Consider the following 24,744-nt stretch of genomic DNA (forward strand, 5'->3'; position numbering starts at 1 on the left):
CCGCAGCACCACCTCGGCCAGGACCTTGCGGTCGGCGGGCGAAAAATCGACGACCACCTCGGCGATCCTCTTGGCGATCACCTTGTCGTTCTCGGAGCGGGCGGACAGGAAGCGATCGACCGTGGTCGTGAACGCCTCGACGTCGAACCGATCGGCGCTCAGCAGCTCACGCAGCCGATCGTCCATCCGGCGCGGATCGCCCGGGCCGGAGCGGATGCGGGTGTCGATCTCGCCCATCAGGGCTTCGACCTTGGCCATGCTGTCCGGCGCGATGCGCCCCTGCAGCTCGCGCGCGATCTCCTGCATGGGCCGCGGCGGCGGCGGCGGTGGCCAGCCGGGCCGCATCAGGGTGCCGACCCACGACCCCGCGAGGAACAGGTTCACGCCGAGCGAGACGAACAGGACGATCCGGAGCCCGCCCGAGCGCCCCATCCAGCCGTTCCCGGCCATGATCGGTTCCGCACTCACTGGAGATCCTCGAAGGCCGAGACGAACAAGCCGAAGCCGAGATCGGGCGACGTCCGCGGGCTGGTCCACAGGCTGGTGGCGATGCCGAGCAGGAAGCAGGCGGAGAGCACGATCGCGGGCCGCAACGGCGGCGCGACGAGGGCGGTCAAACGGGCGCGCCAGCCCGGAACCGAGACCGGCGCCGGGCGCCGGGCCGGACGCGCTTTCGCGATCGAGGACGGAACCGGCGGCGGCATGGCGGCAGCGGCCACAGGCGCGGCCGCCGATGTCGAATTCGCATCGGCCTCGCGGGCAGCGGCGAGAATGCGATCGGTCAGGCCGGCCGGAGCGCGAACGGATGCGCGGGCGGAGAGCGCCGTTCGCAAGGCGACGGCGTCGGCCAGCACCTGGCGCGCCTCCGCCGAGGTCCGCAGCAGAGCCCGGGCGTCGCTGCGCGAGGGCTCCGGCCATGCGGAAACATCCTCACCCCATCGATCGACCCGGTCTTCGAAATCATCGATATCCATTCCGGGGCCTTTTCCATCCTGGAAGCGGACTAGTCCGGAGAGACTTTCAATTGCCAGACGGACCTTAACAAAACAAAAACCAGTCCGATCCGGCAGATATAGGGCACCGCACGGAACCGCGACCATGCGCCTCGTCGGTGTGGAGCCGAAATCCTGCGGCCTCGCTCCGAAGCCACACGATTGGCGGAAAGATGCGGCCCGGAACGGCACCGCGCACCCGGCTCGATGAGCCACGTCCCGGCCTCGCCGTGACGGCCCGGCGAGGTTCGGTAAGGTGTAGCGCTGCTTGGCTAGCTCACCCGTACGATTGCGGCGTCGCTCCGGCGCGGCCGGCCTTCGCCACGATTGCAGGGCTGCCAGGATGGTGAGCGTGTACATCGTGTCCCGCCCCTCGGCAAGCGCCCGGCCCGTTTCGGCGACGGCGGGACGCCTGTCCCGCGACGGTGAGAGGACGACCGGGACTGCGCCGTTCCCCGACGGCGCATCGTGACAATCGGCAATGACAATCGAGACGTCAGTCGAGCGCGTCGGACACTGATCGCGGACCAGCACCGAGGTACGCGCGAACCGTGACGCCGCTCCGGCGCGGCGTCACCGCCGCACGCGCGAAAAATGAAACGTCGCTTCAGCGGCTCGCGCCGGCCGCCTTGCGGTTCAGCACCGCCTCGACCGGCATCGCCGCGTGGCCGCCGCGGGCGGCCGACTCCTGGGCCCGGGTCGGCAGCCCGGCGATCTCGGCCCACGCGTCGCGCAGCTCGGCGAGGCCTTCGGAGATCTTGCGGTAGCGCTCCGGCGCGTCGGGCTTGCGGAACGACTGCAGCACCGCGAGGATGTTGCGCGTGTACATGGTGTAGAGCCGCTCGGCCAGCGCTCCACCCCGCTTGAAGTCGATGATGTGGCTGAGCCCGCGCAGGATCGCCGCCGCCTTGAGGACGTCCTCGAGGGCGCGATCCATCCGGCGCTCCTCGATGTCCTGCCCGGCCCGCTGCAGCAGGACCAGGACCTTGTCGTACAGCAGGACCACGGCACGCGACGGCGGAACCGTGGCCGCCGCACGATTGTAGGCGAGCGCCGCCGCCTGCGGATTCTGATTGGTGCTCATCAGCTGTCGCTCGAGGTGTTGTAGTTGAGGAGAGTTTCGAGATAGCTCAACGTCGCCTGCGCTTCCGAGATCGCGGCCTGGTAGCTCGCGTAACGCGCCGTGATCCGTTCCTTGTAGGACTCCGCCCGGCTGGTGAGCAGGTCGACCCGGTCCTGGAGCGTCGTGTTCTGGTCGGTCAGACGATCGACCAGCGTCTGGAGCGATCCGCTCGTCGTGTCGGCCGCCGTGTCGGCGGTCGTGTAGAGGAGCTCGGCGATTCCCGTCGTGCTCGTGAACGTGACGGTCTGATCCGTCGTCCCGATATAGACGAAGCTCAGTCCGGCATAGATCGTGCCGCTGTTGCCGACGATGCGGTTGTCCTTGATCGTGAACAGCGTGTCGTCGCCGTTCACCGACGCCGAGGACAGGGTGCCGGTGTCGTCCACCTGGATGTCCAGCGTGATGGAGGAAGGCGTCGAGGTGCCGCGCGTCAGCAGCATCAGGTCGCTCGACGTCGTCGAGGACTGAAAGGACAGCAGCGACTTGACCGTGTCGAGATCGTCGAGCAGCGCGTCGTCGAGGACGTCGGTGTCGAGCTCGAGCTTGTTGTCGGAGTCGAACGACAGGCCGATGGTGGACATCGACTTGCTGCCCAACATCGTGGTCAACGCCGCCGACAGATCCGTGCTGATGTTCTTCAGCGTTCCGTCGCCGTACAGCACGGCGTCTTCCGAGACGGTACCGTCCGACCCGATCGTCTGTTGCGTGATGGCGAAGTCGCGATAGGCGTTGTACGCGTCGACCAGCGTCTGGACGGCCGTCTTGACGTCGCTCAGATTGGTGCCGACCTCGACCGCGATCGAAGTGTCGTCGGGGGTCGTCTGGTACAGATGGAACGTCACGCCGTCGACCAGGTCGTCGATCTCGTTCGAGTCACGACTGACCTCGATGCCGTCGAGCTCGACGATGGCATCCTGGGCCGTCTGGAGCTCGTTCGCGAAGGCACCGTCCGAACCGGTGATGCCCAACTCCTGGAGGACGTCGTCACCCGACACCGCGGCGGCCGTGATGGTCTTGCCGGTGTCCTGGGCCGTCAGCACGAGCTTGTACGAGCCGCTCGACACCTGGAGCACCGCGGCCTTCACGCCGCTGGTGTCCGTCGTGTTGTTGATCGCCTCCGCGATCTCGTTCAGCGTCATGCCGCTGTCGACCGTCACGGTGACGGTCGAGCCGCCCTCGACCGTCAGGCTGAAGACGCCGTCGTAGCCCAGATCCGTGGTGCGGCTCGACTGCGTGTCGCTGGCGACCTTGTGGGCCGTGGCGAGTTGCAGGATCGCGAGATCGTAGCTGCCGATGTCGGAGCCGTCCTCCACCGTCACGGCGACCGCGTCGCTCGCCGTGACGCTGCCGTTGGCGGTGAGATAGGCCGTCCTCGACTCGAACACGTCGGTGCTGGACGCGCTGCTTCCGGTCGGAGCCCGCAGCGCGTCCGCCGCGTCGGACAGGTCCTGGAGCAGCGTCTGCGCCTGTTCGTAGGCGCTCACCTTGGCCTGGTTCGTCGTGATCTTGGTCTCGACCGTGTCGGCCTTGGTGAGCTTCGCCTGATAGCCTTCCTCGATCAGGGTGTCCCAGTCGATCGTGATGTTCTTGACCGTGCTGGACGACGACAGCGCCGAGCTGGTCGACGTGCTGGTCGTCGCGCTGGTGGTGCTGCTCGTGCTGCTGACCGTCGACATCTCGTTCGCCCGTTCGCGCTGAAGGGGGGCCGGGTCGTACCCCGGCCCCCCGCGCCCTCAGTGGTTACTGCAGCAGCTTCAGCAGCTCCTGCGGCATCTGGTTGGCCTGCGCGGCGGCCGCGACGGCGGCCTGGGTCTTCACCTCGGACGAGGCGAGCTTGGCCTCCTCGGACGCGATGTCGACGTCCTCGATCGCCGAATTGGCCGCCTCGAGGTTCTCCTGCTGGGTGGCGATCGACTCGCTGCGGAACTCGAAGCGCGACTCGATGGCGCCGATGTCGGCGCGGGCCTTCGACACCGTGTCGATGGCGGTGTCGAGCGAGGTCAGGGCCGCGGTCGCGTCCGACTGCGTGCTGACGGTCAGCGAGTCGACGCTCAGCGCCGTCGCGGTCAGGGTGGCGATCGAGACCGTGATCGTGTCGGTGGCGTCGGAGCCGACCATCACGGTCGTGCCGGAGCCGGCGAAGGCGCTCGAGGTGCCGTCGAGCAGGCTCTTGCCGTTGTAGCGGGTGGAGGTCGCGGTGCCGTCGATTTCGTCGATGAGCTGCGAGAATTCGGCGTTGATGTAGGTCCGCTCGGTGTCCGTCACGGTGCCCGACGAGGCCTGCGAGGCCAGCGTCTTCATGCGCTGCAGGATGTCGCTGATGTTGGAAGCGCCGCCGTCGGCGGTCTGCAGCACGGCGACGCCGTGCGAGGCGTTGGTCGCGGCCTGGCTCAGCGCCGTGATGTCGGACGAGATGCGGGTCGAGATCGCGAGGCCGGCGGCGTCGTCGGACGCCTGGTTGATGCGCGATCCGCTGGCCAGCTTGGACAGCGAGTCCGACTGGTCCTTGGAGTTGATGTTGAGGTAGCGGACGGCCGAGTTGGCGGCGGTGTTCGTGGTAATGACGGGCATGGCTCTCTCCTCGCGTTGAACTCTGGAACCGCGCCCGTGCGGTGGGCGGCGGAGCGGCGCGGAAATCTCCGCGTCTGGAAGTTCAACGGGGCGCCCCGCGAACGGCGGGCGGCGAATATTTCGGGGGTCGAGCCGTCGTGGTTAATCTTCGGTCAACGCCTGGCGGATGTCGTTTTCCGAGCGGCGCAGCAGCTTGCGGAGCTGCTGGCGGGCGCGCTTGAGCAGCGATTCGACGGCCGACACGGTGGTGTCCATCACGTCGGCGATCTCGGCGTTGCTCATGCTCTCGTGATACGAGAGGATGATGGCGATCCGCTGCTGGTCGGGCAGCCGGTTCATGGCGGCGTCGAGCAGCTCGGAGACCTCGGAGCGGTGCATCGCCGTCACCGCGTCGGGCTGGCCGTCGGCCACCTCGCCCACCGCGTCGACGTCCTCGTTGCGCGGCCGCCGGCGCAGATCGATGCAGCGGTTGGTGACGACGCGATAGAGCCAGGTCGAGAACTTGGCGCGGCCGCACTCCCAGCGGGCGCGATGCGTCCACACCTTCAGCAGCGAATCCTGCACCACGTCGTCGGCGTCGGCCCGGTTGTCGAGGATGCGCAGCGCCAGCGCGAACGCCCGGTCGACGTGGCGCTCGACCAGCATCCGGAAGGCGCCCTCGTCGCTTTCGCCGATTCGCCGGAGCAGCTCGTCGTCGTCGGGCTCCTGCGTGGCCGCCGGCACCGGTCGCGCCTCGGCCTTGTCCGGCTCCGGAAGAGCCTGGACGGCCGGGACGTCCCAGGACACGCACGCGTACGTCATGACAGTTCTCCCCAGCGACCATGGAGCGCCCGAGGTCGGCGCCACACGAGGCTTTCGAGCATTCAACGGGCGACCCGAACTATTCGGGCGGAGAAAAATCGATCTTTTTGAGCTGCAGTTAGTTTTCCTACCCGGAAAATACTGCCGAGCACTAGGAAGAAAATTCCTATTACAGTATAGCTCTAGGCATCAAAAGAATAACTTCCGAAACAAACAGAGCTTCGTCCGGCAAGGATGACCACTCGAGGGATCGACACTCGCAGAGCGATCCGCAACGACACGGCCTGATCTGTCGCAGCGTCGGCATCCACCGAAGGAGACGCCGGCCGGCCGGCGGTTCGACCCGGGGCGACCCGGCGCCACGCCGGGCGTTTCGCTGCACGTCACGACGGCGCCGGGCGGCGCCCGGACGGGCATTCGGACCGATCGGCGGGCGACGGCGGCGGCGGCCCAGCGCCCCATGCAGGACTTTTATGCAGCATGACGCAGGTCAATCGAGCCGCCGGCCGGGTGGGCTAGGGTGCCGACCTTCTTTTCGGGTGAGACGGAGGCGTTCATGCACGGGGTGAAGCGGCGAGACGGGGGGGACGTGACCAGTCGCACGCGCTCGATCGTGGACGGCAACGAGGCGGCCGCGTCGGTCGCCTACCGGCTCTCCGAGGTGATCGCGATCTACCCGATCACGCCCTCCTCCAACATGGGCGAGTGGGCCGATCAGTGGAAGTCCGAGGGGGTGAAGAACCTCTGGGGCACGGTGCCGGACGTCGTCGAGATGCAGAGCGAGGGCGGCGCCGCGGGCGCGCTGCACGGCGCCCTGCAGGCCGGCGCGCTGGGGACGACCTTCACGGCGTCCCAGGGCCTGCTGCTGATGATCCCCAACATGTACAAGATCGCCGGCGAGCTGACCTCGGCCGTGATCCACGTGGCGGCCCGGACGCTGGCTACTCACGCGCTGTCGATCTTCGGCGACCATTCCGACGTGATGGCGGCGCGCCAGACCGGCTTCGCGCTGCTGTCCTCCGGCTCGGTGCAGGAGGCGGCCGACTTCGCCCTGATCTCGACCGCGGCGACGCTCGAATCGCGGGTGCCGTTCCTGCACTTCTTCGACGGCTTCCGCACCTCGCACGAGGTCAACGTCATCGACCTGCCGACCGACGACGACCTCGGCGCCATGATCGACGACCGCCACGTGCGCGCCCACCGCGAGCGCGCCTTGTCGCCCGACCGCCCGGTGCTGCGCGGCACGGCGCAGAATCCGGACGTCTATTTCCAGGCGCGCGAGGCCTGCACCCCGTTCTACCGGGCCTGCCCCGAGATCGTGCAGGACGTGATGGACCGGTTCGGCCGCCTCACCGGCCGGGCCTACCACCTGTTCGACTATGTCGGCGATCCCGAGGCCGAGCGGGTCGTCATCCTGATGGGCTCGGGTGCCGGCGCCGTCGAGGAGACGGTCGAGGCGCTGCGCGCCAGCGGCGAGAAGGTCGGCCTGCTGAAGGTCCGCCTGTTCCGGCCGTTCGCCACCGAGACGTTCCTGGCCGCCCTGCCCGCCACGGTGAAGTCGATCGCCGTGCTGGACCGCACCAAGGAGCCGGGCTCGGTCGGCGAGCCGCTCTACCAGGACGTGCTGACCGCGCTGGCCGAGCGCATCTCCTGCGGTGCCGCGACCACCATGCCGCGGGTGATCGGCGGCCGCTACGGCCTGTCGTCGAAGGAGTTCACGCCCGCCATGGTCAAGGCCGTGTTTGACGAGCTGTCGAGCGCCACGCCGAAGAACCACTTCACGGTCGGCATCACGGACGACGTCTCCCACACCAGCCTGGCCGTGGACGAGACGTTCTCGACCGAGCACCCGAAGACGGTGCGGGCGCTGTTCTACGGCCTCGGCTCGGACGGCACGGTCGGCGCCAACAAGAACTCGATCAAGATCATCGGCAAGTACACGCCGAGCTACGTGCAGGGCTATTTCGTCTACGACTCGAAGAAGTCCGGCTCCATCACGGTGTCGCATCTGCGCTTCGGGCCCGACCCGATCCGCTCCACCTATCTGGTCTCGCGCGCCAACTTCGTCGCCTGCCACCAGTTCCAGTTCCTGTCGCGGATCGACGTGCTGGCCGGCGCCGAGGACGGCGCCACCTTCCTGCTCAACGCGCCCGGCGCGCCCGAGGAGGTGTGGGACAAGCTGCCCCGCAAGGTGCAGGAGACGATCGTCGCCAAGAAGCTCCGGCTGTTCGTGATCGACGCCTGGGCGGCCGCCCGCGAAGCCGGCATGGGCAGCCGCATCAACACCATCATGCAGACCTGCTTCTTCGCGATCTCGGGCGTGCTGCCCCGCGAGGACGCGATCGCCAAGATCAAGACCTCGATCGAGGACACCTACGGCAAGCGCGGCGCCGCCGTGGTGCAGAAGAACTTCGCCGCCGTCGACACGACGCTGGCGCGGCTGCACGAGATTCCGGTGCCGGCCGCCGTCACGGCGACTCTGGAGATGCTGCCGCCGGTGTCGCGCAAGGCGCCCGCCTTCGTGCGCGACGTGTTGGGCGAGTCGATCGCCGGGCGCGGCGACGCGCTGCCGGTCAGCGCCATGCCGGTGGACGGCACCTTCCCGACCGCCACGGCGCAGTGGGAGAAGCGCAACATCGCCCAGCAGATTCCGGTGTGGGACACCGACATCTGCATCCAGTGCGGCAAGTGCGTGCTGGTCTGCCCGCACGCCGTCATCCGGGCCAAGGTGGTCGACCAGTCGGCGCTGGAGGGAGCGCCCGAGACCTTCAAGCACGCCAAGGCCAAGTGGCGCGAGTTCGACGGCCAGCGCTACCTGCTCCAGGTGTCGCCGGAGGACTGCACGGGCTGCAAGCTGTGCGTCGAGGTCTGCCCGGTGAAGAGCAAGAGCGAGGTCAAGCACAAGGCCCTCAACATGGCCGAGCAGGAGCCCCTGTGCGCGGCCGAGAACGCCAACTGGGACTTCTTCCTCTCGCTGCCCGAGGTGTCGCGCGAGAAAGTGCGGCACGACAACGTCAAGGACGTCCAGCTCCTGGAGCCGCTGTTCGAGTTCTCGGGCGCCTGCTCGGGCTGCGGCGAGACGCCCTACATCAAGCTGCTCACCCAGCTGTTCGGCGACCGCCTGCTGATCGCCAACGCCACCGGCTGCTCGTCGATCTACGGCGGCAACCTGCCGACCACGCCCTACACGACCAACGGCTGCGGCCGCGGCCCGGCCTGGTCGAACTCGCTGTTCGAGGACAATGCCGAGTTCGGCCTCGGCATGCGGCTCGCCGCCGACAAGCAGATGGAGTTCGCCCGCGAGCTGTTGACCCGCCAGGCCGGCAAGCTCGGCGACGGGCTGGTCTCGGCGCTGCTGGAGGCCGACCAGGCCAAGGAAGGCGGCATCGAGCAGCAGCGCGCCCGCGTGGTGGAGCTGAGGCGGCTGCTCGCCGCCGACACGACCGACGAGGCCAAGGCGCTGGTCGGGCTGGCCGACAGCCTTGTGCGCAAGAGCGTGTGGCTGATCGGCGGCGACGGCTGGGCCTACGACATCGGCTATGGCGGCCTCGACCACGTGCTCGGCTCGGGCCGCAACGTCAACGTGCTGGTGCTCGACACCGAGGTCTATTCCAACACCGGCGGCCAGATGTCGAAATCGACGCCGCGCGCCGCGGTGGCGAAGTTCGCGGCCGGCGGCAAGTTCACCGGCAAGAAGGACCTCGCCATGGAGGCGGTGAGCTTCGGCTCGGTCTACGTGGCCCGGATCGCCATGGGCGGCGGCGACATGCACACCGTGAAGGCCTTCCAGGAGGCCGAGTCCTATCCGGGACCGTCGCTGATCATCGCCTACAGCCACTGCATCGCGCACGGCTACGACCTGACCATGGGCCTCGACCAGCAGAAGGCGGCCGTGCAGTCCGGCCACTGGCCGCTGATGCGCTTCGACCCGCGCCTGTGGGACGAGGGCAAGAACCCGTTCCAGCTCGACTCCAAGGCGCCGACGATCCCGTTCAAGCAGTACGCCTACAACGAGGCGCGCTACACCATGCTGGTGCGCTCCAACCCGCAGGCGGCCCGCGAGCTCCTGAAGGTCGCCCAGGACGACGTCGAGCGGCAGTGGCGCGTCTACGCCGATCGCGCCGCCATGCTGGGCCGCTCCGAGAGCCCCGACGTCACGCCGCGGCCGGCGGACGACGACGCCGCCCCGACCGCGAACGGGGGCGACGAGTGAGGCGAGCAATCCGTCATTCCGGGACGGCGCGGAGCGCCGGACCCGGAATCCAGACGCACGCACCGAATCCGTTGCTGGATTCCGGGTTCGCACCTGCGGTGCGCCCCGGAATGACCGAGGAATCCGCGCGAAGGAACGCCGCATGACCGACCTGACCACCCGTTATCTCGGGCTGACCCTCTCCTCGCCCCTGGTGGCCTCGGCCTCGCCGCTGTGCGATTCCATCGAGGGCATCTGCCGGCTGGCCGATGCCGGCGTCGCCGCCGTGGTGCTGCCCTCGCTGTTCGAGGAGCAGCTCACCCTCGAGAGCCTGTCGGTGCACGCCGATCTCGAGCGCGGCGCCGACACCTTCGCCGAGGCGGCCGGGTTCTTCCCGGATCTGCACACCTACAATCTCGGGCCGGACGGCTGCCTCGAGCTGATCTGCCAGGCCAAGGCGCGGGTCGACATCCCGGTGATCGCCAGCCTCAACGGCGTCACGGTCGGCGGCTGGATCGAGCACGCCAAGCTGATGCAGGAGGCCGGCGCCGACGCCATCGAGCTCAACACCTACTCGATCGCGGTCGACCCGGGGAAAAGCGCGGCCGAGATCGAGCAGGGCTATGTCGACCTGCTCACCGCCATCAAGGCGCAGATCAAGATCCCGGTCGCCGTGAAGCTGTCGCCGTTCTTCAGCGCGCCCGCCAACATCGCGCGGCGGCTGTCGGAGGCCGGGGCCGAGGCGCTCGTGCTGTTCAACCGCTTCTATCAGCCCGACTTCGACATCGAGGAGCGCGAGGTGATCGCCTCGCTGATGCTGAGCCGGCCCGAGGAGCTGCTGGTGCGGCTGCACTGGATCGCCATCCTGTACGGCCGGGTGACGGCCGACCTGGCGATCACGGGCGGGGTCCACTCCGCCACCGACATCGTCAAGAGCGTGATGGCGGGCGCCCGGGTCGCCTGCATGACCTCGGCCCTGCTCCAGCACGGACCCGGCTATGCGAAGGCGGTGGTGGCCGATCTCGCCCACTGGCTCGATGCGCACGAGTACGACTCGGTGACCCAGATGTGCGGCAGCATGAGCCGCAACGCGGTCCCGAACCCGTCCGCCTACGAGCGCGGCAACTACATGAAGGTGCTCAGCTCCTACACGCTGCGCGACGACATCCTGGCGAGCTGACGCCGTTCCCTTACGGGCCTTTACCATGCGGGGCCGCCACACCGGCGGCCCTCGTCTTTTGCCATGTGCCTGCCGCATTGCTCCTCCCAATTGTAGAGGCTGCTCCGGGGGGAGGGCCGGACGCGAGGTCCGCTTAACCTCGCGCTAACCCTGCGGGACGAGGATGGCCTCGTCGCGCAGGCGGTGGTCGAACCCCGTCACTGCAACCTGCCACCGGCGCCCCGCGGGCGCCGTCCTCGGTTCACCAGTCTCGGGTTCGAAATGCCTTCTTCGACTGCAGCCGTCTCCGGCGACACCGTCTCGTTCTGGTCCGCGACGATCGCCGCGGTCGGCGCCGGCGGGCTGATGTGCTTCGTCGCCTTGCCGCTGGCGCTGTCGAGCCCCTTCCCCACTCCGAAGGAGCGCGTCTGGATCGTCGAGGGCGCGATCCGCACCGCTTCGCTCGGGACGATTCCGGTCGGCCTCCCGGCCGAGGACGCGACCGAGGCCGAAGCCGATCTCGAAGGCGACGAGTCGGGACCCGAGGGCGGTCACGGCAGCCCGGCCGACATCCTCTCCTGGGAGCCCACCTTCACGCTCGCCTCCGCCTCGATGGTCGAGGTCGACCCGGACGCGACCGGGAGCCTCGGCTCGGTCGGCAACATCGCCGGCGCCGCGGCCGTGGCCAAGATGCCCGAGATGGTCGAGCGGACCCGCCCCGGCGAGACGCCCGACGAGATCGACGACTATCTGTGGGACGTCTACCTGCGCAACCCGATCAAGAAGGACGGCTCCGGCGACTTCACCTGGAAGGACCCGGCCGCCGCCAAGCGGATGGGCATGTCGCTGAAGGACTACGTCATCCGCGGCATGGATCGCGATTTCCGCGAGACGCTCTATCACATGGGCAAGGCGCTCGACGCCGACGGCTACAACTGGTCGATGCTGAGCGCGTTCCGCGACGACTTCCGCCAGCGCCTCGCCTCCGGCTTCAAGGCCTCGGTCGGCAACTCGCTGCACGGCGGCAGCCGGCGCACCGGCGGCTACGGCCACGGCCGCGCCATCGACATCACCACGGCGGACGGCCGCGACGCCGCCGACGTGTGGCACTGGATCGACCGAAACGGCGCCCGCTTCGCGATGAGCCGGCCGATGCCGGGCTACGACCCGGCCCACATCCAGGCGCGCGGCAACTACCAGCAGATCGCCTCGACCCTGCGGGTCAAGCGCTCCCGCTACGCCACCGCCACGCCGCGCGACTGACCCGCGGCTGCGTCGCGCAGCCCCTGCCCCAGTTGCGCCAGCACGTTCGCCCAGTCGCCGGCCCGGCGCTGGCGGATCAGCCGCATGGTCGGATACCACGGGCTGTCGCTGCGCTCGCGCAGCCAGCGCCAGTCGAGCGCATGGGGCGTCAGCAGCCAGGTCGGCCGGGCCAGCGCGCCGGCCAGATGCGCCACCGCGCTATCCACCGAGATCACCAGATCGAGCGCCGCCACGGCCGCCGCCGTGTCTGAGAAGTCGGCGAGATCCGCCGAGAGGTCGACGATGTCGCTGCGCAGCGCCAGCGCGGCGGCGTCCTGCGGGCCGACCTCCTTCTGCAGGCTGTAGAGCGCGAGGCCGCGGGCCGGCAGATGCGGCAGCAGCGCGGCGAGCGGCAGCGAGCGCCGGCGATCGAACCGGTGCTTCGGATTGCCGGCCCAGACGAGACCGACCTTGAGGCCGTCGCGACCCGCCATCCTGTCGCGCCAGGCGGCGCGCTTGGGCCCCGACGGGAACAGGTAGGGCACGTCGGCCGGCAGCGTGTCGAGCGTGGTGCCGAGCCGGGCCGGCAGGCTCATCAGCGGCAGATGGCAGTCGAAGCGCGGCGACGGCTCGCCGGCCGCGATCACCGAGACGCCGGGGAACGCCTGCCCCAGCAGCGCCACCAGCGGCGACTGCACCTGCAGCACCACGGCGGCGGCCGATGCGGCGACCGTCGTCACGAAGCGCACGAACTGCAGCGTGTCGCCGAGCCCCTGCTCGGCATGCAGCAGCAGGGTGCGGCCGGTCAGCGGCTCGCCGGTCCATTCGGGCTCGTCGAAGCGGCGCACCGCCGCGGTGAGGACGCCGCGCCGTCGCCGCCATTCGTACTCGGCGAAGCCGGCGGCGTAGTCGCCGTCGAGCAGCAGCGCGGTCGCCCGGTTGAAGCGCGCCGTGGCGTTCTCGGGATCGCAGGCGACGGCGCGATCGTGCAGGGCGCGCGCCTCGTCGATGCGGCCGAGATCGTGCAGCAGGCGGGCCAGGTTGCTGTAGGGCTCGACCTTCCCGGGCGCCAGCGCGATCGCCTTGCGGTGCGCCGCCTCGGCGGTCTCGAACTCGTCGCGGGCATGCAGGGCGGTGCCGAGATTGGTCCACGCCGCCGGGTTGGCCGGATCGAGGTCGACGGCGCGGTGCTGGCAGCGCAGCGCGTCGTCGAGCTGCCCCATGTCCTTGAGGACCATGCCGAGGCTGGAATGCGCGTTCGACCAGTCGGGCCGCAGCGCGGTCGCCTCGAGCAGGGCGGCGGCCGCGGCGGCATTGTCGCCGCGGTTGCGCAGCACGCGGCCCATCTCGTAATTCGCCTCGGCGAGCCATTCGGCGGCGCGGCCCGGATTGAGCGCCACCGCCGTCGCATAGGCCGCGATGCCCTGGTCGAGCTTCTCGTCCTTCATCAGCGCGGCACCGAGATCGGCCTGCGCCCGCCCGATCTCCAGGCCGCTTCGTCCTTGTTCCATGCCCGCGCTCGCCCTCCCGAGGTCGAGCTTGATACGCACGGGACCGGACTTTCCGGCGTCAGGGCAGCCCCGCGGACGGAGCGCCGCTCAGGATGCGCGCGCCCGCGAGCCGCGGCCCTGCCGGGCCGCCGTCTCCGACGCCAGCGTGTCGAGACAGCCGACGATCTGCTGCGACAACGCTTCCAGCTCGGCCAGCTTGGCCTTCGCCAGCTCGTGGTTGGCGTCCTTCGCCGCATCGAGTGCGCCGAAGCCCGCCTGATGAAGCGCGAGATGCGGCGAGGCGATCGCCTTGAAGGCCGCCGTCTCGGTCAGCGTGTCGTCGCCGACATTGTCGTACCACTTGCCGAACCGGCAGGTGTGATGGGTCGATTCGGTCGCACCGGCCGGCAGCTTGCCGGAGACGACGTCGCGCACCCGGGCCACGAAGGCCCGGTGGTCGGCCTTGGCGATCTCGATCAGCCGGCCGAAGTATTTCTGCGCCAGCGCGTCGACCTGGGCGGTGTCGAGCTCGTCCGTGAAGTTGACGTGATGGATGCCCTCGCTGCAGGCCACCACGGTTCCTTCGACATTCAGCCCCTCGTCCGGAATGTGCAGGACCACGGTCGCGTGATTGGTGAGGTCGCGGCCGCCGTGCAGGAGCGCCCCGGCCTCGGACAGGTCGAGCACCCGGACGTCCTCGGTCTTGCCGCCGGTCTCCAGCCTGGCCTCGATGAGCAGGCCGCGGCGGCGATAGCGGCGGCGCTGGGCGACCGCGGACGCCGTCCGCACGGCCCGCGTCAGCATGCGGCCGAGGGTCCCGACCACGGCGTCCAGGCTGCGGGTCGAATCGTGCACGGTCAGCGACGCGCCGTGCGCCGTGGTGACGCGCTTCAGCACGTCGTCCATCAGTGCACTCACCCGGCCGACATGGCTCGCGGTCTGCCCGACATTCTGGGCGATCTCGCTGGTCGCCGCCGACTGCTCCTCGACCGCGGAGGAGATCGAGGTCGAGATGTTCTCCAGCTCGCGGATGGTGGCCGCGACCTCCTCGATCGCCGTCGCGGTGCGCCGCACGACCTCCTGGATGTGGCTGACCTGGCCGGCGATTTGCTCGGCCGAGCGCCCCGACTGGTTGGCCAGCGTCTTCACCTCCGCCGCGACCACGGCGAAGCCCTTGCCGGCCTCGCCGGCGCGCGCCGCCTCGATGGTGGCGTTGAGGGCGAGCAGATTGGTCTGCGAGGCGATGTCGCCGATCAGCCCGACCACCTGGCCGATCTCGTCGGCCGCCTTGTCGAGGTTGTCGACGACCCCGCGGGTCTCCTTCATGCGGCCGTCGGCCTGGCGGGCGGCGGACGAGGCGCGGCTCACCTGACGGGCGATCTCGGCGATCGAGGCGTGCAGCTCCTCGGCGGCCGCCGCGACGGTCTGGGCCGAGGACAGCGCCGTGCCGGCGGCGCCGGTGGCCGATCGCGCGTCCGAGGTCACGGCCTCGCTGACGACCTTCATCGAGTCGGCACTGTCGAGCAGGCCCCTGTTGTAGGTGCCGACGCTCGCCACGGTCTCGATCACCTGGCTGTTGATCCGCTCGATGGTCGTCTCGGCGTCGTCGAGGCGCGCCTTGTCGAGCTCCTGCCAGTAGGACGACAGCGCCGCCTCCATGTCGATCACCACGGCGCGGCTCACCGCCGCCTGCATGCCCGCGACGCGGCGGCGCTGCGCCGCCGTGAGCAGCATGCCGGGGTCGGCCAGCAGGGCGGCGAGAAGCTCGGCCTGCAACATGCCGTAGCCGAGCATGTACCAGTGCGGCGAGAGGCCGATGCGGTGGTGGGTCTGGCCGATGCGCTCGGCCGACTCGCGATAGCGCTCGTCGAACAAGCCGTCGAACAGATACGACCAGTGCCTAGCCTGGGCCTCCTTGGCGTAGGCCATGCGCTGCGCGCTCTTGAACAGCGCGGCGAGCGGCGGGATCGCTTGGGTCTTGACGTAGAAGCCGTCGAGAATGCCGGGCAGCGCCGCCAGCAGGATCGGCTTGGCCCGCCGCAGCAGCGCCGCGCTCTCGTCGTCGAATGCGATGTAGGACAGATCGGTCGCCAGGGATTCGGTCGAAATCTGCTCGGCCATGATGCCCGCTCGCTGGGGATGAAAAACCACACGGCATAGAGCAACCGGTATCGCCCGGACGTGGTGGAGAGCGGGTTAATTTTGGTATCGAGCCACCATAAAACTGCGAACCCCGGCTCCGCACGCCACGCGGAGCCGGGTCGCTAGACCGAAGTTATTAGGTCCCGCCTGCCGGAGATCAGACCGGCCTGGCGCGCCGCTCGATCGGCCCGAAGGCGGGCGGCGGGACGCGCCGCCTGGACGCGGCCTCGTAGGACGAGGCGATGCGGAGAATCACGTCCTCCTTGCCGGGCTCGGCACGGAACACCAGCGAGAACGGCAGCCCCGGCTCAGGGATCGTGGTCGGCGTGTGCGAAGGCGCCGACACGAAGCGGCTGCCGTCCGGCGCCAGCGCGAACACCGGATCGTAGGCCGTGGTGACGTAGCCGGCCGGGATCAGCACCTCGGTGAGACCGGCATTCGGGCCCATCAGCGACTCGGGCGCGAGATTGTGGGCGATGTCGTACTGGTGCGGATGGCCGATCAGGCCGGGCGGCCACGGCGTATGCAGGCGCACCAGCGCGTCGAGCTTGTTCTCCAGCATCACCATCATGTCGACGCGGCGCAGCAGCTCGCGCAGCATGATCCGCTCGTCGACGCCCTGGCGGCCACCGAGCGGATTCCTCGGATCACCGACCTCCTCCCAGTTCTTGAAGGCGGCGCGCTGGTCGTCGCCCCAGAACTTGGACCGCGCGTTGAGGGCCGGCCAGTCGGCAAGCCGCTCGGTGACGCCGTGCGCGGTCCAGTCGGCGGCGCGCCGCATCAGGTATTGGCTGATGTGGAAGCGGAACGCCATCGCCAGCTCCTGCTGCTGGATCGTTCCGATGTCGAGATTCGTGGGCGGCGCGATGCGGCCCTCGGCCATGGCGACACAGTAGTCGATCGGCGTCATCGTGCCGTTGCCGAACTTCTTCCCCGGCACGAACTCGGTCGGCACGACGGCGTCGGCGAAATCCTGGAACACGGGCCGGCCGTCGCGGCCGAGCCGGAACAGCAGGTCCGGCATGAACACCGGCACCAGCCGCGCCAACGCGGTGCGGAAATCGACCCCCATCTGCTCGATGTCGGGATCGGGCGTCCACAGCGGATCCTTGGATTCGACCAGCGTCGCGCCGAGCCGGCCGGCGAGGATCTCCTTGATCTCGCGCGTCGCCGCCGTGACGATCGGCCGCTCCGTCATCGAGCCGGGCGGCACCAGCATCGACTCGCGGATGACGCCGAGCCGCAGACCCTTCAGCTCGCCGATCATGCCGCGACCGACCGTGTGGCTCGCATAGGGCGTCGCCAGCACCGAGGGGCGCGGCACCGTGGTGTAGACGTCGCGCGGATCGTAATAGCCCTGCTCCGGATCCTTCAGCGCATCGAGAATCCGGGCGCAGTCGACGATGCTGCGGGCATGGATGCCGCTGCGGTCGCAATAGATGTCGGCCCCGATGGCGCCGCCGTCGAAGCCGAGCATCGCCTTGTGGGGCAGGATCAGCGCGACGGCGTTGTGGTTGGACGGGCCGCGGCACGAGGCGCGCGTCTCCTCGCCGAGGCTCGCCATCACCAGATTGGTCGACACCGAGAGTGCCGAGCCGGAGCTCGAGCCGAGCGAGGCCGAGCGGCGGGTGTCGTAGGGGTTCGACGGGTTGCCGCCCCAGGTGGAGCGCTGATAGCCGAGCGTCGAGGGCAGCACCTTGTCCGGCACGTGGCGGCCGCCGGGATTGCCGGCCCGGCCGTTGTATTCGGTGCACACCGCCTTGGCGAAGATGATGGCGCCCTTCTTGCGGAGCTGATCGACCAGGACGTGGTCGCGCGCCGGCACGTCGACATCGTAGGCGGCGTCGCCCCCGCCGGTCGAGCGCATGTCCTTCACGTCGAACGAATCCTTGAACGAGAACACCACCCCGTAGAGCGGCAGCGCGTCGAGATCCGGCTCGCGTCCGTACGTCGCATCCAAGGCGGCCGCCTGCTCGAGGGCGTCCGGCCAGCGGCGAAAGATCTCGGCGCCGGGCGGTGCGCCCTCCGGCAGCGGCCCGTCGTCGGGATGGCGGTCGAAGTCGCCCCGGAACGTCACCGAGCGCTCGCCCCGGATGTTGATGGTCGAGAGCGCATTGACCTGGCCGGCATCCGGGATGCCGACGATCATGCCGTATTGCTGCTGCACCGAGGGGTCCGAGGCGGTCGGCTCCATGCGACCGAACTCGATCGGCGGCCCGGTGTAGCGGTCGAGATCCGGCAGCACGTCGGCGGCCTTCACGGTCGCGGTCGGGAAGCCGATCGGCGCGCCGCCCCGCACCGCGCCGGCGGTCGGCGGAACCGGGGCGCCGTCCGGCGTCACCAGGGCGCTCGACGGGCCGTTGAAGGCCCGCACCCGGTCGATGTAGTGCTGCACGATCTCGACGCAGGTGATCTCGCCCGCCCGGATGGCGGCGTGCATCGCGTCGATGGTCGCTTCCTCCAGCCTGAACGGCGGTCGCGCGGCCTGCCCGGTCATGGCGGCTCCTTCTTGTTGTCGTGATGGTCGGCGTGGATGCCGGGGGATTGGGTCGGATCGGCCGCCGGCGGGCGGCGGCCTCCGAGTAGACAGCGCCCGGACGGTCCGGGCAACCGGCACGGCGGTCGCACGCGGAGGTGCGTGCAGCGCACACCGAGGTCGGGTATGGTCGGCGGCTTCGACGCCACCCAGGAGACCCGCCCGGGACCCCCGATGACGACACCCGAGAACCTTCCGCACCAGGACCTTCCGAACCAGGACGCCGGCAAGGACGTGCTGGCCGCCAAGCTCGCCTCGACCGCGAGCCTGATCGAGCGCATGACCGCGCTCGCCGTCTTCGTCGCGCTGCTGGTCGGCGTCTTCCTGGTGGTCAAGCCGTTCGTCACCGGCATCCTGTTCGGCGGGATCCTGGTCATCGCCACCTGGCCGCTGCGCGACCTGATGGTGCGCCACGGCGGCTCCACCGTGCTGGCGTCGGGGCTGCTGCTCCTCGCCGCGGTCGCCACCATCGGACTGCCGGCCGTCTTCCTCGCCCCCGGTCTCGCCGAGCGCATGGTGAAGGGGCTGCAGCAGGGGCAGACCTATTTCGCCGGCATGCCGGAGTTCCCCGGCTGGCTCGCCAGCATCCCGTTCGTCGAGGAGCCGCTGCGCCGCCTGTGGACCGACCTCGCCGACCCGAGCAGCGTCGTCCAGGAGGTGTTCAAGTCCTATTCGGCGGAGCTGCAGCGGGCCCTGGTCGAGATCGCCAAGGCGTTCGCCGACGGCATCTTCCAGGTGCTGGTGTCGCTCGCCGTCGCCACCCTGTTCTGGCTGCGCGGCGACACGTTGGCGCATGCGATCCGCGACATCGCCGACCGGCTCGGCGGCGCCACCGCGGTGGCGGCCCTCGACTCGGCCGCCGATTCGGTGCGCGGCGTCGCCTACGGCATCGTCGGCACGGCGGCGATCCAGGCCGGGCTGATGACCTTCGGGCTGCTGCTCGCCGGGGTGCCGGGCGCCGCCGTGCTGGGCTTCGTCTCCATGCTGATCGCGCTCAGCCAGTTCGGCGTGCTCCTGGTGTTCATCTGGGGCGGCGCCGCCTGGTGGCTGTTCGGGCTGGGCTCCACCGGCTGGGCGATCTTCATCATCGTCTGGGGCATCATGGTCTCGACCGTCGACAACGTGATCCGGCCTTGGCTGGTCTCGTTCGGCGCCGCCCTGCCCCTCACCCTGATCTTCTTCGGCGTGCTGGGCGGCTTCCTGGCCTTCGGCTTCCTCGGCCTGTTCATCGGCCCGACGCTGCTGGGCGTCTTCGTGAATCTGTTGGATGCCTGGCGCCGCGCCGCGTCGCCCACGGCATCGCCGGCCTCGGTTCCGCCGTCGGGCCCGTCCGCCCTGGCGCAAGGCGTCGTCCCCGTGGTGCCGACGGCCGCGACGAAGGACGCCCTGGCGCCGGGGGAGTGAGTCAGGAATTCGACCCACATCATCATCGTGAGACCGGGTGCGCTCCTTCGAGTTTGCGAGAATGTAGCGCATGCGCTACACTCGCGCAGGGTCGAGGCGAGCGACCATGCCCGAGGTCTACCAGACCGAGGCGTTCTCCCGTTGGCTTCGCGGCCTGCGGGACGTCAAGGCGCGTCAGAAGATCGTGGTCAGGCTGATGCGGCTCGCCGACGGAAACCCCGGCGACGTCGCCCCGGTCGGTCGTGGATCAGCGAGCTTCGTGTTCACTATGGCCCCGGCTACCGGGTCTACTTCGCGCAACGCGGCGACGCCTTCGTGGTTCTCTGCGCCGGCGACAAGTCTTCGCAGCCCCGCGACATCGAAACGGCCAGACTGGTGTTGACCGATTTGGAGAAGGACGATGCCTGAACTGAGGAGGTTCGACGCCGCCGAGTTTCTGGAGACCCAGGAGGACGTGACCGCTTTCCTGGCCGAGGCGTTCGAGACCGGCGACGCATCGTTTATCGCCAAGGCGATCGGCACGGTGGTGCGGGCGCGCGGAACGACCGAGATCGCGCGCGAGACGGGCCTGTCGCGGGAGAATCTCTATCGCGCGCTCAGCGGCGAGACGCGCGTCGAGTTCGACACGGTCATGCGCGTGCTCGGCGCTCTCGGCGTGGAGCTCGAGCCGAAGCACCGGGCGGCCTGACCGGCTCGTGCAGGACGCGTCCCGGAATAGCTCCGCATCGGATCGGGTCCCTGTCTCGGCCAGCCTGCTCGTCCGTGGCCGACGGCGACGTCCCCCCTACCTCACCAGCTCCCGCATCGCGCGGTCCAGTCCCTCCAGCGTCAGCGGGTACATCCGGCCGCCCATCAGTTGGCGGATCATGCGGATGGAGGCGGTGTGCTCCCAGTGCTCCGGGGGCACCGGGTTGAGCCAGACGCAGGCCGGGTAGGTTTTCGTCACCCGCTCCAGCCAGACCTGGCCGGGCTCCTCGTTCATGTGCTCGACCGAGCCGCCGGGCGTGACGATCTCGTAGGGGCTCATCGAGGCGTCGCCGACGAAGATCACCTTGTAGTCGTGCGGATAGGTGTGCAGCACGTCGAAGGTCGGCGTGGTGTGGTCCCAGCGCCGCTTGTTCTCCTTCCAGACGCGCTCGTAGAGGCAGTTGTGGAAGTAGTAGTATTCGAGGTGCTTGAACTCGAGCCGGGCCGCCGAGAACAGCTCCTCGGTGAGCGCGATGTGCCAGTCCATCGAGCCGCCGACGTCGAAGAAGGCCAGGACCTTCACGGCGTTGTGGCGCTCGGGCCGCATGTGGATGTCGAGATAGCCCTTGTGGGCCGTGCCCTTGATGGTGCCGTCGAGGTCCAGCTCCTCGGGCGCGCCGGTGCGCGCGAATTTTCGCAGCCGCCGCAGCGCCACCTTGATGTTGCGGGTGCCGAGCTCGACCGTGTCGTCCAGATCCTTGAACTCGCGCTTGTCCCACACCTTCACGGCGCGAAAGTTCCGGTTGGTCTCCTGGCCGATCCGGATGCCTTCCGGATTGTAGCCGTAGGCGCCGAACGGCGAGGTGCCGCCGGTGCCGATCCACTTGTTGCCGCCCTGGTGGCGCCCCTTCTGCTCGGCGAGGCGCTGCTTGATGGTCTCCAGGAGCTTGTCGAGGCCGCCGAGCGCCTCGACCTGCGCCTTCTCCTCCTCGGTGAGGTATTTTTCGGCGAGCTTCTTCAGCCAGTCGGCCGGGATCTCGGCGGCGATCGCCTCGCCGGCGCTCTCGAAGCCCTTGAACACGGTGCCGAAGACGCGGTCGAACTTGTCGATGTTGCGCTCGTCCTTCACCAGGAGCGCGCGGGCCAGATAATAAAAGTCCTCGACCCGGCGCTCGGCCAGATCCGCGTCCATGGCCTCCATCAGAGTCAGATACTCGCGCAGCGTCACCGGCAGGCCGGCGCTCTTGAGCGCGTGAAAGAAGCCGACGAACATCTGTTGCTCTCCTGCGCGCCCGCACGCCGATCCACGTGCGGCTGACGGCCGCTGTCGCGATCCAGTATAGCGGCCGCCCGGCACCGGTCGAGCCGGCACGGCTCGGCGACGGAGGTCTCGGCCGCTCGCGCCGCGACGCCGCACGACGCGCACAGCGCCGGAACTCCGCATGCGGCCTGACGTTGAGCCCACGATCGCAACGGGATCGCACCGGGTCGCGACCCGCTCGCAGCCCGTTCGGGACCGGCTCGTCGGACGACGTGCAACGTTCCTCCGCGTCCCGGCCCTTCGCGTCACGTCGATGGTCACAACAACCGGAGCGGCCTCGCCGCGCCCGACAGGGGATGGATCCGCCATGCAGAACCAGTCCAGGCCCGGACAGCAGTCCAACAGCCCGTATTCCACCGGTTCCACCGGCGGCTCCACCCCGACGTCTGGCGGAACGTCCCCGTCCGGCACCTCCGTCCCGGGCACCTCCGTGCCGGCGGGCACGTCGGGCGCAGGCACGTCCGCCGCAGGCGCGTCGGGCGCAGGCGCGTCGGGCGCCGGATCGACCGGCGGCGGCGCTTCGGGGTCCGGCCCGTCCCGCACCGGCAGCCCGCAGGACGATCTGCGGCGGGCCGGCGAGCAGGTCGCCGGCGCCGTCAAGGAGACGGCGAGCGGCGTGAAGGACGAGGTGGTGTCGGCCGCGACCGAGCTGCGCGACCAGGCGGCCGCCATGGCGGAGCCGCTGCAGCAGAAGGCGCGCTCGGTGGCCGAGGAGCAGAAGAAGGCCGGCGCCGAGAAGGTGAGCGGCGTCGCCCGGGCGATCTCGTCGGCGGCCGACGACATCGCGGACGAGATGCCGCAGGCGGCCGCCTGGGTCCGCAAGGGCGCCTCGCAGCTCGAGCAGGTCTCCAGCGCGGTGCGCGACAAGAGCGTCGAGGAGCTGGCGCGCGACGCCGAGCGCTTCGCCCGCAACAACACGGCCGCCTTCTTCGGCCTGTCGCTGGTCGCCGGCTTCGCGCTCGCCCGCTTCCTCAAGAGCGGCGCGCCGAACGCGTCGTCGACGCAGAGCCACGCGGGCTCGCCGCAGGGCCGCACCGCCAGCCCCCCGCTGCAGCCGCAGCCCGGCTCGCCCGGCACGACCTATCCGCGCAGCGACGCCCGGGTCGGCGCGCGGACCGATCCGACCGCATTCCCGCACAACGAATTCTGAGGAGAGGCGACCATGGGTCTCCAAGACCACCGTATCCAGGACCACCGGACCGTCCCGGAACTGTTCACCGACCTGGTCCAGCAGGTGACCTCGCTGGTGCGGACCGAGACCAGGCTCGCCCGCACCGAGATGAGCGAGAAGATCGGCGTGGTCGGTGCCGGCGTGGCGCTGATCGCGGTCGGCGCCGTGCTGCTGATGCCCGGCCTCGTGATCCTGCTGCAGGCCGCCGTCGCGGCGCTGATCGACAACGGAATGCAGGCCCACTGGGCGGCCCTCCTGGTCGGCGGCGTGACGCTCCTGGTCGGCGCCGTCCTGGCGCTGATCGGCGCGAGCCGACTCAAGGCCGAGAACCTGAAGCCGAACCGCACCATGTCCCAGCTCCAGAGCGACGCGGCCGTCGCGCGCAACCAGGTGAGGTGATCCATGCCGACCGCTCGCGAGATCGAGACCGAAGCCGAACTGCAGCGCGCCCAGCTCAACACCACGCTGGAGGCCCTGCGGGAGCGCATGACCCCGGGTGAGATCGTCGACCAGGCCATGGCGTTCGCGCGCGGCCACGGCGGCGGCGAGTTCGTCCAGAATCTCGGCCAGCAGGTGCGCAACGCGCCGCTCCCGGTCGCCCTGGTGGCGACCGGCCTCGCCTGGCTGATGTTCTCGCCGCGCCGCCCGCCGCGCCCGGCGCCGTCGATCGTGCCGGAGCCGATGCCCTATGCGGGTGCCGGCACGGCGACCACCCGCACCGCCTCGCGTCACGAGAGCGGGACCAGCACGGGCGCCGGCATCAGCGCCGGGGCGCGCGAGGCCGCGGATGCGACCAGCGCCGCGGCGCAGGCGGCCGCCGACAAGGCGCGCGGGGCGTTCTCGTCGGTGAAGTCGGGTGCCACCGGCGCGGCGTCCACGGCGCGCGGCGCCGCCGGCGCGGCCTACGACTCCGCCACCAGCGCAGCCGACCGTGCCGCCGGATTGGCGAGCAACACGGCGGAGAGCGTCAAGCGGGGCGCGCAGGATCTCGGCGGCCGGGCCAGCGACCTCGGCCGCGGCGCCTACGATGCCGCGACCGGCGCCTACGACCGCGCCTCCGATCTCGGCCGCGACGCCTACGACCGCGCTTCCGATCTCGGCCAGGAGGTCTACGGCCGGGCCCGTTCGGTCGGCGAGAGCATCGCCGACCAGGCCTCCACGGCGCAGTCGACGCTGGTGCGGATCGTGCGCGAGCAGCCGCTCGTCGTCGGGGCCTTCGGGCTGGCGATCGGCGCGCTGATCGGCGCCGCGATGCCGCGCTCGCGCACCGAGGACGAGCTGATGGGCGAGACCGCCGACGAGATGAAGCAGGCGGCGTCCGAGACGGTGCGGTCCTACTACGGCGAGGCCAAGGACGCGGCCGGTCGCATCGCCGAGCGGGTGCGCGACGAAGCCGAGCAGCAGGGCCTGTCGACCGGCTCGGCCAAGGACGCCGCGCACGGCATCGCCCGGGATCTCGGCGACACCGCCAGCGACCTCGGCGACAAGGTCGCGGCGCTCGCCGGGGCCGTGAAGGAGAGCACCAAGCAGGAGCTCGACAGCGCCAAGGAGAAGCTCGCCGGCGACACCGGCAAGGCCGAGGGCAACAAGGCCACCGCCGGGGGCTCCGGCGAGAGCCGCCAGGGCATGTCGGAGAAGCGGACCGCCGCCGCAAGCTCGGGCACCATGTCACCGGGCAGCACGTCGCCCGGCACCACGTCGCCCGGCACCTCGCCGTCCGGCACCACGTCGTCCGGCACCACGTCGTCCGGCACCACGCCGTCGAGCTCGCCATCTCCGGCCTCCTCGGCCTCGCCCGCCATGGCCGGAACGGGCGCCTCTCCGGCCACCGGACCGGCGGGCGGCCGCCCGGCCCAGACCGGCAAGTCGCGCACCAGCTGACCCGCGCAAAACCCCACCGGCCGGCGCCTGCG

General features: G+C 69.9%; 19 protein-coding genes. 9 read left to right on the plus strand and 10 right to left on the minus strand.

The window, feature by feature from the left end; genetic code table 11:
• From CH341_RS12695 to CH341_RS12720, 6 genes are all read right to left on the minus strand, one after another.
• On the minus strand, nucleotides 1-468 hold a 468-nt coding region (locus CH341_RS12695; RefSeq protein ID WP_146604458.1), incomplete at its 3' end, for a periplasmic heavy metal sensor.
• Nucleotides 465-1,100 (minus strand): hypothetical protein, encoded by a 636-nt coding sequence (locus tag CH341_RS35240; RefSeq protein ID WP_210208277.1) that lies wholly within the window; start codon nucleotides 1,098-1,100, stop codon nucleotides 465-467. The genes CH341_RS12695 and CH341_RS35240, both read right to left, overlap by 4 nt.
• Before the next feature lie 499 nt (nucleotides 1,101-1,599).
• Nucleotides 1,600-2,076 carry a flagellar export chaperone FliS gene (locus CH341_RS12705; protein ID WP_111419396.1) on the minus strand — a complete coding sequence of 159 codons (477 nt, stop codon included), beginning with the start codon at nucleotides 2,074-2,076 and terminating at the stop codon, nucleotides 1,600-1,602.
• A complete protein-coding gene (fliD, locus tag CH341_RS12710; RefSeq protein ID WP_111419397.1) occupies nucleotides 2,076-3,791 on the minus strand; it encodes a flagellar filament capping protein FliD in 1,716 nt (571 codons plus the stop codon). Before fliD ends, CH341_RS12705 begins: the two co-directional genes overlap by 1 nt.
• A gap of 64 nt (nucleotides 3,792-3,855) precedes the next feature.
• On the minus strand, nucleotides 3,856-4,686 hold the full coding sequence (locus CH341_RS12715) for a flagellin (RefSeq protein ID WP_111419398.1): 831 nt from the start codon (nucleotides 4,684-4,686) through the stop codon (nucleotides 3,856-3,858).
• A gap of 141 nt (nucleotides 4,687-4,827) precedes the next feature.
• Nucleotides 4,828-5,487: an RNA polymerase sigma factor gene (locus CH341_RS12720; RefSeq protein ID WP_111419399.1), complete on the minus strand. Its 660-nt coding sequence runs from the start codon at nucleotides 5,485-5,487 to the stop codon at nucleotides 4,828-4,830.
• A 589-nt stretch (nucleotides 5,488-6,076) separates the two neighbouring features.
• On the opposite strand from CH341_RS12720, the gene nifJ reads away from it, so the two are divergent.
• The 3 genes from nifJ (at nucleotide 6,077) to CH341_RS12735 (ending at nucleotide 12,101) form a co-directional block, all read left to right on the plus strand.
• Complete coding sequence (nifJ, locus tag CH341_RS12725; protein ID WP_245431024.1) at nucleotides 6,077-9,700, plus strand: pyruvate:ferredoxin (flavodoxin) oxidoreductase; 3,624 nt, start codon at nucleotides 6,077-6,079, stop codon at nucleotides 9,698-9,700.
• Between the two features lie 142 nt (nucleotides 9,701-9,842).
• On the plus strand, nucleotides 9,843-10,859 hold the full coding sequence (locus CH341_RS12730; RefSeq protein ID WP_111419400.1) for a dihydroorotate dehydrogenase-like protein: 1,017 nt from the start codon (nucleotides 9,843-9,845) through the stop codon (nucleotides 10,857-10,859).
• 261 nt (nucleotides 10,860-11,120) lie between these two features.
• Nucleotides 11,121-12,101, plus strand: a complete 981-nt coding sequence (locus CH341_RS12735) for a M15 family metallopeptidase domain-containing protein (RefSeq protein ID WP_111419401.1) — start codon at nucleotides 11,121-11,123, stop codon at nucleotides 12,099-12,101.
• Here CH341_RS12735 and CH341_RS12740 read toward each other — a convergent pair.
• From CH341_RS12740 to CH341_RS12750, 3 genes are all read right to left on the minus strand, one after another.
• Nucleotides 12,074-13,591: a tetratricopeptide repeat protein gene (locus tag CH341_RS12740; RefSeq protein WP_111419402.1), complete on the minus strand. Its 1,518-nt coding sequence runs from the start codon at nucleotides 13,589-13,591 to the stop codon at nucleotides 12,074-12,076. The genes CH341_RS12735 and CH341_RS12740 overlap by 28 nt on opposite strands.
• An 87-nt stretch (nucleotides 13,592-13,678) precedes the next feature.
• On the minus strand, nucleotides 13,679-15,691 hold the full coding sequence (locus tag CH341_RS12745) for a protoglobin domain-containing protein (protein WP_111419403.1): 2,013 nt from the start codon (nucleotides 15,689-15,691) through the stop codon (nucleotides 13,679-13,681).
• Between the two features lie 178 nt (nucleotides 15,692-15,869).
• The gene (locus tag CH341_RS12750) at nucleotides 15,870-18,209 is read right to left on the minus strand and encodes an amidase family protein (RefSeq protein ID WP_111419404.1); all 2,340 of its coding nucleotides are present in this window, start codon (nucleotides 18,207-18,209) and stop codon (nucleotides 15,870-15,872) included.
• 213 nt (nucleotides 18,210-18,422) lie between these two features.
• Here CH341_RS12750 and CH341_RS12755 point away from each other — a divergent pair, with 213 nt between their 5' ends.
• The 3 genes from CH341_RS12755 to CH341_RS12765 all read left to right on the plus strand — a co-directional run bounded on the left by CH341_RS12755 (nucleotide 18,423) and on the right by CH341_RS12765 (nucleotide 20,340).
• The gene (locus tag CH341_RS12755) at nucleotides 18,423-19,652 is read left to right on the plus strand and encodes an AI-2E family transporter (protein WP_170149601.1); all 1,230 of its coding nucleotides are present in this window, start codon (nucleotides 18,423-18,425) and stop codon (nucleotides 19,650-19,652) included.
• Between the two features lie 106 nt (nucleotides 19,653-19,758).
• Nucleotides 19,759-20,034, plus strand: coding sequence for a hypothetical protein (locus tag CH341_RS12760; protein ID WP_425376176.1), 276 nt, complete (start codon nucleotides 19,759-19,761; stop codon nucleotides 20,032-20,034).
• An 18-nt stretch (nucleotides 20,035-20,052) separates the two neighbouring features.
• The gene (locus CH341_RS12765; RefSeq protein ID WP_111419406.1) at nucleotides 20,053-20,340 is read left to right on the plus strand and encodes an addiction module antidote protein; all 288 of its coding nucleotides are present in this window, start codon (nucleotides 20,053-20,055) and stop codon (nucleotides 20,338-20,340) included.
• Nucleotides 20,341-20,436: 96 nt separating this feature from the next.
• Here the strand turns inward: CH341_RS12765 and CH341_RS12770 are convergent, their stop codons facing one another.
• The gene (locus CH341_RS12770; RefSeq protein ID WP_111419407.1) at nucleotides 20,437-21,612 is read right to left on the minus strand and encodes a vWA domain-containing protein; all 1,176 of its coding nucleotides are present in this window, start codon (nucleotides 21,610-21,612) and stop codon (nucleotides 20,437-20,439) included.
• 478 nt (nucleotides 21,613-22,090) lie between these two features.
• On the opposite strand from CH341_RS12770, the gene CH341_RS12775 reads away from it, so the two are divergent.
• From CH341_RS12775 to CH341_RS12785, 3 genes are read left to right on the plus strand one after another with little or no spacing between them, the layout of a single operon-like run.
• Entirely contained in the window at nucleotides 22,091-22,810 is a 720-nt protein-coding gene (locus CH341_RS12775; RefSeq protein ID WP_111419408.1) for a hypothetical protein, read from the plus strand.
• Between the two features lie 12 nt (nucleotides 22,811-22,822).
• A complete protein-coding gene (locus tag CH341_RS12780; protein ID WP_111419409.1) occupies nucleotides 22,823-23,230 on the plus strand; it encodes a phage holin family protein in 408 nt (135 codons plus the stop codon).
• Between the two features lie 3 nt (nucleotides 23,231-23,233).
• Complete coding sequence (locus tag CH341_RS12785; RefSeq protein ID WP_111419410.1) at nucleotides 23,234-24,712, plus strand: DUF3618 domain-containing protein; 1,479 nt, start codon at nucleotides 23,234-23,236, stop codon at nucleotides 24,710-24,712.
• The last annotated feature ends 32 nt before the right edge of the window (nucleotides 24,713-24,744 follow it).

Source organism: Rhodoplanes roseus (assembly GCF_003258865.1).
Taxonomy (GTDB): domain Bacteria; phylum Pseudomonadota; class Alphaproteobacteria; order Rhizobiales; family Xanthobacteraceae; genus Rhodoplanes; species Rhodoplanes roseus.